Source organism: Delftia sp. 11MD, assembly GCF_050907895.1.
In the GTDB taxonomy this organism is placed as follows: Bacteria; Pseudomonadota; Gammaproteobacteria; order Burkholderiales; family Burkholderiaceae_C; genus Comamonas; species Comamonas tsuruhatensis.
Window position 1 is genome coordinate 1646005 of record NZ_CP194333.1, and the last position, 12568, is coordinate 1658572.

Sequence of the window (12568 nt, forward strand, 5' to 3'; positions counted from 1 at the left end):
AACACGATGATCGAAGGCGTGATGAAGGAAGGCTTCATCACCACGAGTTACGACTCGGTGGTGAATTGGGCCAAGACGGGCTCGCTGTGGCCCATGACATTTGGTCTGGCCTGCTGCGCGGTCGAGATGATGCACGCTGCGGCGGCGCGTTACGACATTGGCCGCTTTGGCTCGGAGGTCTTCCGTGCCAGCCCCCGCCAGTCGGACCTGATGATTGTGGCCGGCACCCTGTGCAACAAGATGGCGCCCGCCATGCGCAAGGTCTATGACCAGATGTCCGAGCCGCGCTGGGTCATCTCCATGGGCTCGTGCGCCAATGGCGGCGGCTACTACCACTACAGCTATTCCGTGGTGCGTGGCTGCGACCGCATCGTGCCGGTCGATGTCTATGTGCCTGGCTGCCCCCCCACGGCGGAAGCCCTGATCTACGGCATCATCCAGCTGCAGCAGAAGATCCGCCGCACCCATACCATCGCTCGCGTCTAAGGGCTAGATGATGACTGCTATTGCGATTCACCCCGAAGTGCTTCGGGATGTGGTGGCTGCTGCCTTGGGCGACAAGGCGCGCAGCGTGACCGTGGCCCTGGGCGAGGTGACGGTCGAAGTGTCCGCTGCCAACTATCTGGAGGCCATGCAGGTTCTGCACAGCGCCCCGGATTGCCGGTTCGAGGTTCTGGTGGACCTGTGTGGCGTGGACTATTCCACCTATGCGGAAGTCGGCCGCGAAGGGCCGCGCTTTGCCGTGGTGTCCCACCTGCTGTCGATCAGCCTGAACCAGCGCCTGCGCGTTCGCGTCTTCTGTACCGACGACGATTTTCCGGTGGTGGCTTCGGTCACTCCCATCTGGGCCGGCGCCAACTGGTTCGAGCGCGAGGCGTTCGACCTGTTCGGCATTGTCTTCGATGGCCATGACGACCTGCGCCGCATCCTGACCGACTACGGCTTCATCGGCCATCCCTTCCGCAAGGACTTCCCGCTGTCGGGCCATGTGGAGATGCGCTATGACCCCGAACAGCAGCGCGTGGTGTACCAGCCGGTCACCATCGAGCCCCGCGAGATCACGCCGCGGATCATCCGCGAAGACAACTACGGGGGCCTGCACTGAAGGCGCTGCAGGCGCCTTTTTGATGGACGACCATGGCTGAAATCAAGAACTATTCCCTGAACTTTGGTCCGCAGCACCCGGCAGCGCACGGCGTGCTGCGCCTGGTGCTGGAGCTCGACGGTGAAGTGGTGCAGCGTGCAGACCCGCACATCGGTCTGCTGCACCGCGCGACGGAAAAACTGGCAGAGAGCAAGACCTACATCCAGTCGCTGCCCTATATGGACCGGCTGGACTACGTGTCCATGATGTGCAACGAGCACGCCTACTGCCTGGCCATCGAGAAGCTGCTGGGCATCGAAGTGCCCATTCGCGCCCAGTACATCCGCGTGATGTATTCGGAGATCACCCGCATCATGAATCACCTGATGTGGCTGGGCTCCAGCGGCAACGATGCAGGCAGCTCCACGACGCTGATCTATACCTTCCGTGAGCGCGAAGACCTCATGGACATGTACGAGGCGGTCTCCGGCGCGCGCATGCACGCGGCCTATTTCCGTCCGGGCGGCGTCTACCGCGACCTGCCCGACACCATGCCGCAGTACAAGGCCAGCAAGGTGCGCAATGCGCGCTCGGTCGAGGTCATGAACCGCAACCGCCAGGGCTCGCTGCTGGACTTCATCGACGACTTCACGCAGCGCTTCCCCAAGTGCGCCGACGAGTACGAGACCCTGCTGACCGACAACCGCATCTGGAAGCAGCGCAACGTGGACATCGGCGTGGTGACGGCCGAGCGTGCCATGAACCTGGGCCTGACCGGCCCCATGCTGCGTGCCTCCGGCGTGGCCTGGGACATGCGCAAGTCGCAGCCCTACGAGGTCTATGACCGCATGGACTTCGACGTGCCCGTGGGCAAGACCGGCGACTGCTACGACCGCTACCTGGTGCGCGTGGCCGAAATGCGCCAGTCCAACCGCATCATCAAGCAGTGCGTGGACTGGCTGCGTGCCAACCCGGGCCCGGTGATCGTGGACAACCACAAGATCGCCCCGCCGCCGCGCGAAGGCATGAAGTCCAACATGGAAGAGCTGATCCACCACTTCAAGCTCTTCACCGAAGGTTTCCGCGTGCCCGAAGGCGAGGCTTACGCGGCCATCGAACACCCCAAGGGGGAGTTCGGCATCTACATCGTGAGCGACGGGGCCAACAAGCCCTACCGCCTGAAGATCCGTCCGCCGGGATTCGCCAATCTGTCCGCCATGGACGAACTGTGCCGAGGCCACATGCTGGCCGACGCCGTGATGGTGCTGAGTACCCTGGACATCGTGTTTGGAGACGTTGACCGATGATTACCGAAGCGACCAAGGAGCGCTTTGCGCGCGAGGTGGCCAAGTACCCGGCCGACCAGAAGCAGTCGGCCGTGATGGCCTGCCTGTCCATCGTGCAGCAGGAACAGGGCTGGGTCAGTCCCGAGAGCGAGGCCGTGATCGCCGAGTTCCTGGGCATGGCCGAGATCGCGGTGCACGAAGTCACCACGTTCTACAACATGTACAACCAGCGGCCGGTGGGCAAGTTCAAGCTGAACGTCTGCACCAACCTGCCCTGCCAGCTGCGCGACGGCTACAAGGCGCTGCACCATCTGGAATCCCGCCTGGGCATCAAGATGGGCGAGACCACGCCCGACGGCATGTTCACGCTGCAGCAGTCCGAGTGCCTGGGTGCCTGCGCGGATTCGCCGGTGATGCTGGTGAACGACCGCTGCATGTGCAGCTTCATGAGCAATGAAAAGCTCGACGAACTGATCGACGGCCTGCGCGCCGCGGAGGGCAAGGCATGAACGCCGCCGCACAATCGGTCCTGGCCAGGTTTGCCGCCTCGGGCAGCGAGACCTGCTTCCACGACCGCCACATCAATCCCCAGATCTATGCCGATCTGACCGGCGCCAACTGGTCCATCAAGGACTACGAGGCACGCGGCGGCTACCAGGCGCTGCGCAAGATCCTGGGCAAGGACGGCAGCGAAGGCCTGACGCAGGATCAGGTGATCGCCACCGTCAAGGAGTCGGGGCTGCGCGGCCGCGGCGGCGCAGGTTTCCCCACGGGCCTGAAGTGGAGCTTCATGCCCCGCCAGTTCCCGGGCCAGAAGCATCTGGTGTGCAACTCGGACGAAGGCGAGCCGGGCACCTGCAAGGACCGGGACATCCTGGTGCACAACCCCCACATCGTGATCGAGGGCATGATCATCGCGGCCTACGCGATGGGCATCTCCCTGGGCTACAACTACATCCACGGCGAAATCTTCGAGGCCTATGAGCGCTTCGAGGCCGCGCTGGAGGAAGCCCGCGCTGCCGGCTACCTGGGTGACAACATCATGGGCAGCAGCTTCAGCTTCCAGCTGCACGCGCACCATGGCTTCGGCGCCTACATCTGCGGCGAAGAGACTGCGCTGCTGGAGTCGCTGGAAGGCAAGAAGGGCCAGCCGCGCTTCAAGCCGCCGTTCCCGGCCAGCTTCGGCCTGTACGGCAAGCCCACCACCATCAACAACACCGAAACCTTTGCGGCCGTTCCCTGGATCATCCGCAACGGCGGTGCTGCGTACCTGGAGTGCGGCAAGCCCAACAATGGCGGCACCAAGATCTTCTCGGTCAGCGGCGACGTCAACCTGCCCGGCAACTACGAAGTGCCGCTGGGCACGCCTTTCAGCAAGCTGCTGGAGCTGGCGGGCGGCGTGCGCACGGGCCGCAAGCTCAAGGCCGTGATCCCCGGCGGATCGTCCTCGCCCGTGTTGCCGGCCGACATCATCATGGAATGCACGATGGACTACGACTCCATCGCCAAGGCCGGCTCCATGCTGGGCTCGGGCGCCGTGATCGTGATGGACGACTCGCGCGACATGGTCGAGAGCCTGCTGCGCCTGTCCTACTTCTACCAGCACGAGTCCTGCGGCCAGTGCACTCCCTGCCGCGAAGGCACGGGCTGGCTGTGGCGCGTGGTCAACCGAATCGAGCACGGCGAAGGCCGTCCTGAAGACATCGAGCTGTTGGACTCGGTGTCCGTGAACATCATGGGGCGCACGATCTGTGCGCTGGGCGATGCGGCAGCGATGCCGGTGCGCGCCATGATCAAGCACTTCCGCCACGAGTTTGAAGCGAAGATCCAGAACGCTTCCAAGCAGACGGTCCACGCCGCCTGATCGCGAGAAAAGCATATGGTTGAAATTGAACTGGACGGAAAGAAGGTGGAGGTCGCCGAGGGCTGCATGGTCATGCATGCAGCCGAGAAGGCAGGCACCTACATCCCGCATTTCTGCTACCACAAGAAACTTTCCATCGCCGCCAACTGCCGCATGTGCCTGGTGGACGTGGAAAAGGCCCCCAAGCCCATGCCCGCCTGCGCCACGCCCGTGACGCAGGGCATGATCGTGCGCACCAAGAGCGAGAAGGCGATCAAGGCACAGCAATCGGTGATGGAGTTCCTGCTCATCAATCACCCGCTGGACTGCCCGATCTGCGACCAGGGCGGCGAATGTCAGCTGCAGGATCTGGCCGTGGGCTACGGCAGCTCCGCCTCGCGCTACGAGGAAGAAAAGCGCGTGGTCTTCCACAAGGACGTGGGCCCGCTGATCTCCATGCAGGAGATGAGCCGCTGCATCCACTGCACCCGCTGCGTGCGCTTCGGACAGGAAGTGTCCGGCGTGATGGAGCTGGGCATGATCAACCGCGGCGAGCACTCCGAGATCACCACGGTGGTGGGCGATACGGTGGACTCCGAGCTGTCGGGCAACATGATCGACATCTGCCCCGTGGGCGCGCTGACCAGCAAGCCCTTCCGCTACAGCGCCCGCACCTGGGAGCTGTCGCGCCGCAAGTCGGTCTCGCCCCATGATTCCACGGGTGCCAACCTCATCGTCCAGGTCAAGAACCACAAGGTCCTGCGCGTCGTGCCCTTCGAGAACGAAGAGGTCAACGAGTGCTGGATCGCCGACCGCGACCGCTTCTCCTATGAAGCCCTGAACAGTGACGAACGCCTGACCCGCCCCATGCTCAAGCAGGGCGGTGAGTGGAAGGAAGTCGACTGGCAGACGGCCCTCGAATACGTGGCCAACGGCCTGCGCCAGATCAAGAACGACCATGGCGCCTCCGCCATCGGCGCGCTGGTCAGCCCGCACAGCACGCTGGAAGAGCTGTTCCTGGCAGGCAAGCTGGTGCGCGGCCTGGGCAGCGAGAACATCGACCATCGCCTGCGCAATGCCGAGTTCACCGCCGCCCAGGGCGTGCAGTGGCTGGGCACGCCCATCGCCTCGCTGTCCAAGCTGCAAGGCGTCCTGGTGCTCGGCTCCAACCTGCGCAAGGACCATCCGCTGTTCGCGCAGCGCATCCGCCAGGCGGCCAAGCAGGGCTGCACCGTGCTCGCCATCAATGAGCGTGTCTACGACTGGGCCATGCCGGTGACGGCGTCCATCGTGGCAGCCCCGGACTGGGCCCAGGCGCTGGCCGATGTGGCCGCCGCCGTGGCGCAGGAAAAGGGTGTTGCCGCTCCCGTGGCCGCCGCCGACGTGCATGCCGAGGCCCAGGCCATTGCCACCGCGCTGCTGCGCGGCGAGCGCAAGGCCATCTTGCTGGGCAATGCCGCTGCGCACCACTCACAGGCATCGACCCTGCTGTCGCTGGCCAACTGGATTGCCGAGCAGACCGGCGCCTCGGTCGGCTACCTGACCGAAGCCGCCAACACGGTGGGCGCGCAGTGGGTGGGCGCACAGCCTGCCGCTTCGGGCCTGAACGCAGGCCAGATGCTGGCCGGCGGCCTCAAGGCCGTGCTGCTGCTGAACAACGAACCCGTGTTCGACTCCGCTGCCGGCGCCCGCGCCGCAGAGGCACTGGGCAAGGCCGAGATGGTCGTGACCCTGAGCCCGTTCAAGGCCAACATGGAATTCAGCGACGTGCTGCTGCCCATCGCCCCGTTCACGGAAACCTCGGGCAGCTTCGTCAACGCCGAAGGCCGCCTGCAAAGCTTCCATGCCGTGGTCAAGCCGCTGGCCGAAGCCCGTCCGGGCTGGAAGGTGCTGCGCGTTCTGGCCAACCTGCTGGGCGTGCAGGGCGTGGACTACGAGACGTCGCAGGATGTGCTCGCAGCCGCCACCGCCGGCGCCACCAGCGTGCCGGCCAACCTGCTGGGCAATGGTGCGCTTGCCGTGAATTCCATCGCCAACGGCGCTGGCCATGCCGCGCCCGTGGTGGCCAGCATTTATCAGCTCGACAGCATCGTGCGCCGCGCGACGTCGCTGCAACTGACGGCAGATGCACGTCAGGCTCGTGAGGGAGGCGCCGCATGATTGACGCACTCAAGACGGCCGGTGCCGGCCTGATCGCCGCCTCCTGGTGGACCGACGTGGCCTGGCCCGTGCTCTGGATCCTGCTGGGCATCGTCGCCATCGTCGCCCCGCTGATGGGCGCAGTGGCCTACCTGACGCTGTGGGAGCGCAAGCTGCTGGGCTTCATGCAGGTTCGCATGGGTCCCAACCGCGTGGGTCCCTTCGGCCTGCTGCAGCCCCTGGCCGATGGCCTGAAGCTGCTGACCAAGGAACTGATCCAGCCCACGGCCGCCGCCAAGGGCCTGTTCTACGTGGGTCCCGTGATGGCCATCATGCCCGCCCTGGCGGCATGGGTGGCGATCCCCTTCGGCCCCGAAGTGGCGCTGGCCAACGTCAACGCCGGCCTGCTGCTGATCATGGCCATCACGTCCATTGAAGTCTATGGCGTGATCATTGCCGGCTGGGCCTCCAACTCCAAGTACGCCTTCCTGGGCGCGCTGCGCGCCTCGGCGCAGATGGTCAGCTACGAGATCGCGCTGGGCTTCTGCTTCCTGGTGGTGATCATGGTCACGGGCAGCATGAATCTGACGCAGATCGTGCTGAGCCAGGGCCAGGGCCAGTTCGCCAGCATGGGTGCCAGCGTCCTGTCGTGGAACTGGCTGCCGCTGCTGCCGATCTTCGTGGTGTACCTGATCTCGGCCGTGGCCGAGACCAACCGCCACCCCTTCGACGTGGTCGAAGGCGAAGCCGAAATCGTGGCCGGCCACATGGTCGAGTACTCGGGCATGGGCTTTGCCATCTTCTTCCTGGCCGAGTACGCCAGCATGTGGCTGGTGTCCATCCTGGCCGTGATCATGTTCCTGGGCGGCTGGCTGCCTCCGTTCGACTTCCTGTCGTTCATCCCCGGATGGATCTGGCTGGCGGCGAAGACTTTCCTGGTCGTGTCCATGTTCATCTGGATCCGTGCCACCTTCCCGCGCTTTCGCTATGACCAGATCATGCGTCTGGGCTGGAAGATCTTCATTCCCGTCACCCTGGTGTGGCTGGTCATCGTGGGTGGCTGGATGCACTCGCCTTGGAACATCTGGAACTGAGCGGAGCAAGAATGTCTGCGGTTGCTGCTACCCCATTTTCGATCAAAGATTTCTTCAAGAGCTTCATGCTCTGGGAACTGGCCAAGGGCATGGCCCTGACTGGCCGCTACACCTTCCGCCGCAAGGTCACGGTGCAGTTCCCCGAAGAAAAGACACCTCTGTCGCCGCGTTTTCGCGGACTGCACGCCCTGCGCCGTTATGACAACGGCGAAGAGCGCTGCATCGCCTGCAAGCTGTGCGAAGCGGTCTGCCCGGCCATGGCCATCACCATCGAGTCCGATGTGCGTGACGACGGCTCGCGCCGCACCACGCGCTACGACATCGACCTGACCAAGTGCATCTTCTGCGGCTTCTGCGAGGAAAGCTGCCCGGTGGATTCCATCGTCGAGACGCATATCTTCGAATACCACGGAGAAAAGCGCGGCGACCTGTACTTCACCAAGGACATGCTGCTGGCCGTTGGCGATCGCTACGAACCCGAGATTGCCGCCGCCAAGGCTGCGGACGCCAAGTACCGCTGAAGCGGCTCCTTGATCACTTGAAAAGATTCGATCCATGGACGCCAAAACTGGTTTCTTCTATCTGTTCTCGGTCGTGCTGCTGTTTGCAGCCTTCCGGGTCGTCACGGCGCGCAACCCCGTGCACGCCGTGCTCAACCTGATCCTGGCCTTCTCGCAGGCTGCCGGCATCTGGCTTTTGCTCAAGGCCGAGTTCCTGGGCGTGACCCTGGTGCTGGTCTACCTGGGCGCCGTGATGGTGCTGTTCCTGTTCGTGGTGATGATGCTGGACATCCGCATCGACGCCGTGCGCCAGGGCTTCTGGAAGCATTTCCCCTTCGCTGCCCTGATCGGCGCACTGATCGCCTTTGAAATGGGCATGGTGCTGATGGGCGGCTTCAGCGGTGTCGAGGAGCCCAAGGCCATTGCGGCCACGGTCAACGCTGCCGGCCAGACCGTGCAGTACTCCAACACCCAGGCCCTGGGCAAGCTGCTGTACACCGAATACCTGTACCCCGTCGAGATCGCTGCCGTGATCCTGCTGGTGGCGATGATCGCCGCCATCGCCCTGACCCTGCGCAAGCGCAAGGACAGCAAGGCAGTGAACCCGGCCCAGCAGATCCGCGTGCGCGCAAAGGATCGCCTCGAGCTGGTCAAGGTGCCGGTCACCCAGGCGCCGCAGGCACCGGCCGCCGAGGCAACCCCCGCCGTGGAGACAAAAGCATGACGCTGACTTTGGGCCATTACTTGACGCTGGGCGCCATGCTGTTCGCGCTCTCCGTCGTTGGCATCTTTCTGAACCGCAAGAACCTGATCGTGCTGCTGATGGCCATCGAGCTGATGCTCCTGGCCGTCAATATGAACTTCGTGGCCTTCTCCAGCTATCTGGGTGACATGCACGGACAGGTGTTCGTGTTCTTCATCCTGACAGTGGCAGCGGCCGAGTCGGCCATCGGTCTGGCGATCCTGGTGCTTCTGTTCCGCAACAAGACCAGCATCAATGCGGAAGATCTCAACTCCCTCAAGGGTTGAGTCCGCCGTAACTTGCAAGGTTCTTAAGAATGAGTCAAACACTCTCTGCATCCATGCTCCTGGCGGTGCCGCTGGCACCGCTGGCGGGTTCCGCGCTCGCGGGTATCTGGGGCACGGCCTTCGGCGGCAACAAGATCGGTCGCGGCGGCAGCCATTCCCTTACGATTTTGGGCGTGCTGATCGCCTTCATCCTGTCGGCCATCACCTTCAACAGCGTGATCTTCGACGGGGCGCGCTTCGACCAGTCCATCTACACCTGGATGGAAATCGGCGGGCTGAAGATGGAAGTCGGTTTCCTGATCGACAGCATCACGGCCATGATGATGTGCGTGGTGACCTTCGTGTCGCTGATGGTGCACATCTACACCATCGGCTACATGCAGGAAGATGACGGCTACAACCGTTTCTTCTCCTACATATCGCTGTTCACCTTCTCCATGTTGATGCTCGTCATGAGCAACAACCTGCTGCAGCTGTTCTTCGGCTGGGAAGCCGTGGGCCTGGTGTCGTACCTGCTGATCGGCTTCTACTACAACAAGCCCTCGGCCATCTTCGCCAACATGAAGGCCTTCCTGGTCAACCGCGTGGGCGACTTCGGCTTCATCCTGGGCATCGGCCTGATCGCTGCCTACACGGGCACCATGAACTACGGCGAGATCTTCGCCAAGCTGCCCGAGATCCAGAACACCCTGCTGCCGGGCACCGGCTGGCTGCTGGTGACGGTGACGGCCATCTGCCTGTTCATCGGCGCCATGGGCAAGTCGGCCCAGTTCCCGCTGCATGCCTGGCTGCCCGATTCGATGGAAGGCCCGACCCCCATCTCGGCACTGATCCACGCCGCCACCATGGTGACGGCAGGCATCTTCATGGTCTCGCGCATGTCGCCGCTGTACGAGCTGTCGGACACCGCGCTGAGCTTCATCCTGGTGATCGGCTCCATCACGGCGCTGTTCATGGGCGTGCTGGGCATCATCCAGAACGACATCAAGCGCGTGATCGCGTACTCCACGCTGTCGCAGCTGGGCTACATGACCGTGGCCCTGGGCGCCTCGGCCTACTCGGTGGCCGTGTTCCACCTGATGACCCACGCCTTCTTCAAGGCCCTGCTGTTCCTTGGCGCCGGCTCGGTGATCATGGGCATGCACCACAACCAGGACATCCGCTGGATGGGCGGCGTGCGCAAGTACATGCCCATCACCTGGATCACGTTCCTGCTGGGCAACCTGGCGCTGATCGGCACGCCGTTCTTCTCGGGCTTCTACTCGAAGGACGCCATCATCGAGGCCGTGCATGCCACCAACCTGCCGGGTGCTGGCTTCGCCAATTTCGCGGTGCTGGCCGGCGTGTTCATCACGGCCTTCTACTCCTTCCGCCTGTACTTCATCGTCTTCCACGGCAAGGAGCGCTACGACCAGAATCCCGATGCGCACCACCATGGCCACGATGACCACCACGCCCATGACGACCACCACGGCCATGGCCACGATGCCAAGCCGCATGAGTCGCCACTGGTCGTGACCGGCCCGCTGATGCTGCTGGCCATCCCCTCGGTGGTGATCGGTGCCCTGGCACTGATGCCCATGCTGTTCGGTGATTTCTTCAAGGGTGTGATCCACGTCGATGGCAGCAAGCACGGCGCCATGGCCGAGCTGGCCGAGAAGATCCACGGCTGGGTGCCCATGGCGCTGCACGGCTTCACGGCCGCGCCGTTCTGGCTTGCACTGGCAGGCGTCGTCGTCTCCTACCTGTTCTACATGGTCAAGCCCGAAGTGCCTGCCGCCATCAAGTCGTCCATGCAGAAGATCGGTGTCTACCAGGCACTGGAAGGCAAGTACGGCGTGGACTGGGTCTACGAGAACATCTTCGCCCGCGGCGCACGCGCCTTCGGCAGCTTCTTCTGGAAGGTCGGCGACCAGGCCATCATCGATGGCGGCATCGTCAACGGCTCGTGGAAGCTCATCGGCCGCATCGGCCAGTGGGTGCGCAAGCTGCAGTCGGGCTATCTCTATCACTACGCGTTGGTCATGCTGCTGGGCGTGTTCGCTCTCATGACGTATTTCGTGTGGCTCAACAAGTAGTAGGGGAAGAACAAAAATGCATTGGTTGAGTCTTTCAATCTGGGTGCCGATCGCCTTCGGCGCCCTCCTGCTGGCCCTGGGCCGCGAGGATCAGGTCAAGGCAGTGCGCTGGCTGGCCCTGGTCGGCGCGCTGGCAGGCCTGGCCGTCACGCTGCCGCTGATACAGCAGTTCGACAACAGCACGGCTGCCATGCAGTTCGTGGAGAAGGCGCTGTGGATCGAGCGCTTCAACATCCACTACCACCTGGGCGTGGATGGCATCTCGTTCTGGTTCGTGCCGCTGACCGCCTTCATCACCGTGATCGTCGTGATCGCGTCGTGGGAGAACATCACCGAGCGCGTGAACCAGTACATGGGCGCCTTCCTGATCCTGTCCGGCCTGATGGTCGGCGTGTTCAGCGCGCTGGACGGCCTGCTGTTCTACGTGTTCTTCGAGGCCACGCTGATCCCGATGTACCTGATCATCGGCATCTGGGGCGGTCCCAACCGCATCTATGCGGCCTTCAAGTTCTTCCTGTACACGCTGATGGGTTCGCTGCTGACCCTGGTCGCCGTGATCTACCTGTACACCCAGTCGGGTGGCAGCTTCGAGATCCTCGACTGGCACAAGCTGCCGCTGTCCATGACGGCCCAGACGCTGATCTTCTTCGCCTTCTTCGCGGCCTTTGCCGTGAAGGTGCCGATGTGGCCGGTCCACACCTGGCTGCCCGACGTGCACGTGGAAGCGCCCACCGGCGGCTCCGCCGTGCTGGCCGCCATCATGCTGAAGCTGGGCGCCTACGGTTTCCTGCGCTTTTCCATGCCCATCGCACCCGATGCCTCGCACAAGTGGGCCTGGCTGGTCATCGCCCTGTCGCTGATCGCCGTGATCTACGTGGGCGTGGTCGCCCTGGTGCAAAAGGACATGAAGAAGCTGGTGGCCTACTCGTCCGTGGCCCACATGGGCTTCGTGACCCTGGGCTTCTTCATCTTCAATCCGCTGGGCATTGCTGGCGGCATCGTGCAGATGATTGCCCACGGCTTCGTGTCGGGCGCCATGTTCCTGTGCATCGGCGTGCTCTACGACCGCGTGCACTCGCGTGAAATCGCTTCCTACGGCGGCGTGGTCAACACCATGCCCAAGTTCGCGGCCTTCGCGCTGCTGTTCGCCATGGCCAACTGCGGCCTGCCCGCGACGGCCGGCTTCGTCGGCGAGTGGATGGTGATCCTGGGCGCCGTGCAATACAACTTCTGGATCGGCCTGGGCGCTGCCACGGCGCTGATCTTCGGCGCGGCCTACACGCTGTGGATGTACAAGCGCGTCTACCTGGGTCCTGTCACCAATGACAATGTGCGCGGCCTGACCGACATCGGCAACCGCGAGTTCCTGGTGCTGGGTCTGCTGGCCATCGCCGTGCTGTACATGGGCCTGTATCCCAAGCCCTTCACTGACGTGATGGATGTGTCCGTGGCCGAGCTGCTCAAGCATGTGGCCATGAGCAAGCTGCAGTGACCAGACTGAAACGAGAGAATCGA

Annotated in this window: 12 protein-coding genes; all 12 read left to right on the top strand. The window is 63.5% G+C overall.

What is annotated here, in order from left to right:
• The first annotated feature begins 6 nt into the window (after positions 1-6).
• From ACRSCF_RS07440 to ACRSCF_RS07495, 12 genes are read left to right on the top strand one after another with little or no spacing between them, the layout of a single operon-like run.
• Positions 7-486: a NuoB/complex I 20 kDa subunit family protein gene (locus ACRSCF_RS07440; protein ID WP_012206978.1), complete on the top strand. Its 480-nt coding sequence runs from the start codon at positions 7-9 to the stop codon at positions 484-486.
• 10 nt (positions 487-496) lie between these two features.
• A complete protein-coding gene (locus tag ACRSCF_RS07445; protein ID WP_026062051.1) occupies positions 497-1105 on the top strand; it encodes an NADH-quinone oxidoreductase subunit C in 609 nt (202 codons plus the stop codon).
• Between the two features lie 32 nt (positions 1106-1137).
• The gene (locus ACRSCF_RS07450) at positions 1138-2391 is read left to right on the top strand and encodes an NADH-quinone oxidoreductase subunit D (RefSeq protein WP_016447710.1); all 1254 of its coding nucleotides are present in this window, start codon (positions 1138-1140) and stop codon (positions 2389-2391) included.
• Positions 2388-2879, top strand: coding sequence for an NADH-quinone oxidoreductase subunit NuoE (gene nuoE, locus ACRSCF_RS07455; RefSeq protein ID WP_016447709.1), 492 nt, complete (start codon positions 2388-2390; stop codon positions 2877-2879). Before ACRSCF_RS07450 ends, nuoE begins: the two co-directional genes overlap by 4 nt.
• The gene (gene nuoF, locus ACRSCF_RS07460; protein WP_016447708.1) at positions 2876-4234 is read left to right on the top strand and encodes an NADH-quinone oxidoreductase subunit NuoF; all 1359 of its coding nucleotides are present in this window, start codon (positions 2876-2878) and stop codon (positions 4232-4234) included. Before nuoE ends, nuoF begins: the two co-directional genes overlap by 4 nt.
• A 15-nt stretch (positions 4235-4249) precedes the next feature.
• Positions 4250-6373, top strand: coding sequence for an NADH-quinone oxidoreductase subunit NuoG (gene nuoG, locus ACRSCF_RS07465; protein WP_203400513.1), 2124 nt, complete (start codon positions 4250-4252; stop codon positions 6371-6373).
• Positions 6370-7446, top strand: a complete 1077-nt coding sequence (nuoH, locus tag ACRSCF_RS07470) for an NADH-quinone oxidoreductase subunit NuoH (RefSeq protein ID WP_034363791.1) — start codon at positions 6370-6372, stop codon at positions 7444-7446. The genes nuoG and nuoH overlap by 4 nt, the downstream gene beginning before the upstream one ends.
• An 11-nt stretch (positions 7447-7457) precedes the next feature.
• Positions 7458-7967, top strand: a complete 510-nt coding sequence (gene nuoI / locus ACRSCF_RS07475) for an NADH-quinone oxidoreductase subunit NuoI (protein WP_016447705.1) — start codon at positions 7458-7460, stop codon at positions 7965-7967.
• Between the two features lie 34 nt (positions 7968-8001).
• On the top strand, positions 8002-8670 hold the full coding sequence (locus tag ACRSCF_RS07480; RefSeq protein WP_012206970.1) for an NADH-quinone oxidoreductase subunit J: 669 nt from the start codon (positions 8002-8004) through the stop codon (positions 8668-8670).
• Positions 8667-8975, top strand: a complete 309-nt coding sequence (nuoK, locus tag ACRSCF_RS07485) for an NADH-quinone oxidoreductase subunit NuoK (protein ID WP_016447704.1) — start codon at positions 8667-8669, stop codon at positions 8973-8975. Before ACRSCF_RS07480 ends, nuoK begins: the two co-directional genes overlap by 4 nt.
• Positions 8976-9004: 29 nt before the next feature.
• Positions 9005-11053, top strand: a complete 2049-nt coding sequence (gene nuoL / locus ACRSCF_RS07490; RefSeq protein ID WP_026062052.1) for an NADH-quinone oxidoreductase subunit L — start codon at positions 9005-9007, stop codon at positions 11051-11053.
• Between the two features lie 16 nt (positions 11054-11069).
• Positions 11070-12545: an NADH-quinone oxidoreductase subunit M gene (locus tag ACRSCF_RS07495; protein ID WP_046239124.1), complete on the top strand. Its 1476-nt coding sequence runs from the start codon at positions 11070-11072 to the stop codon at positions 12543-12545.
• Positions 12546-12568 lie beyond the last annotated feature (23 nt).

Bases quoted from the DNA above. Each gene is read 5' to 3' on its own strand.
- ACRSCF_RS07445 (WP_026062051.1), top strand. From the start codon at position 497: ATGACTGCTATTGCGATTCACCCCGAAGTGCTTCGGGATGTGGTGGCT.
- ACRSCF_RS07440 (WP_012206978.1), top strand. From the start codon at position 7: ATGATCGAAGGCGTGATGAAGGAAGGCTTCATCACCACGAGTTACGAC.
- nuoF (WP_016447708.1), top strand. From the start codon at position 2,876: ATGAACGCCGCCGCACAATCGGTCCTGGCCAGGTTTGCCGCCTCGGGC.
- ACRSCF_RS07495 (WP_046239124.1), top strand. From the start codon at position 11,070: ATGCATTGGTTGAGTCTTTCAATCTGGGTGCCGATCGCCTTCGGCGCC.
- nuoE (WP_016447709.1), top strand. From the start codon at position 2,388: ATGATTACCGAAGCGACCAAGGAGCGCTTTGCGCGCGAGGTGGCCAAG.
- nuoL (WP_026062052.1), top strand. From the start codon at position 9,005: ATGAGTCAAACACTCTCTGCATCCATGCTCCTGGCGGTGCCGCTGGCA.
- nuoH (WP_034363791.1), top strand. From the start codon at position 6,370: ATGATTGACGCACTCAAGACGGCCGGTGCCGGCCTGATCGCCGCCTCC.
- nuoI (WP_016447705.1), top strand. From the start codon at position 7,458: ATGTCTGCGGTTGCTGCTACCCCATTTTCGATCAAAGATTTCTTCAAG.
- ACRSCF_RS07480 (WP_012206970.1), top strand. From the start codon at position 8,002: ATGGACGCCAAAACTGGTTTCTTCTATCTGTTCTCGGTCGTGCTGCTG.
- nuoK (WP_016447704.1), top strand. From the start codon at position 8,667: ATGACGCTGACTTTGGGCCATTACTTGACGCTGGGCGCCATGCTGTTC.
- ACRSCF_RS07450 (WP_016447710.1), top strand. From the start codon at position 1,138: ATGGCTGAAATCAAGAACTATTCCCTGAACTTTGGTCCGCAGCACCCG.
- nuoG (WP_203400513.1), top strand. From the start codon at position 4,250: ATGGTTGAAATTGAACTGGACGGAAAGAAGGTGGAGGTCGCCGAGGGC.